This window comes from uncultured Arthrobacter sp. (assembly GCF_947495145.1).
GTDB lineage: Bacteria > Actinomycetota > Actinomycetes > Actinomycetales > Micrococcaceae > Arthrobacter_D.
On sequence record NZ_CANLXP010000055.1, the window covers coordinates 1 to 557 of the forward strand.

The 557-nt window shown below is 54.2% G+C and carries 1 protein-coding gene; it reads right to left on the reverse strand.

The features are described 5' to 3' along the window. Nucleotides 1-28 precede the first annotated feature (28 nt). Nucleotides 29-370: a hypothetical protein gene (locus Q0877_RS17070; RefSeq protein WP_299170048.1), complete on the reverse strand. Its 342-nt coding sequence runs from the start codon at nt 368-370 to the stop codon at nt 29-31. Nucleotides 371-557: the final 187 nt, after the last annotated feature.

Sequence of the window (557 nt, forward strand, 5' to 3'; positions counted from 1 at the left end):
TTTCCCCGAAACGACGGGCATTTCGTGTTTAAAACGCCGGAGACAACCAAACCCTCATCGGTGGATCAAGGCTAAGGATGCCCCGTTGCGGTGTCAGCAGGCCGTAGTTCCACTTCCGGTAAACGTCCTCCTTAGGTGCGTCCGGTCGGCGAATATAACCTTCGACGACTCCTTGCTCGTTTAGCTGTCGGATCCTTCTTCCGCGCCTATACCAATAGATGGTGGTAATGACGACGAATATCGGTAGCCATATCGCGGTCTTAATGGCCGCCGGTCCTGTTGCGTCCCCAAGAAGGATCTGGACCAGAAAATAAACAAGCCCGCTTATCGCGAAGATCAGCGCAAGTGTAGCTACCTTCTTCAGGCTCATAAGCTGACTGTAGTGATGAGGGATCGGTGGCACAACGAGCAGCTATGACACGCATCAGTTGCTCACCGGCGCCTTGGGACTGCAGCGCGCTGAGGGATCGCTATTTCTATTGCTTGGGAAGTGCTGGGAAGGTCGGTTATTCGAAGCGTGTGGCGGTGATGGCTGTGTTGTTTCGGACGAGACCGAA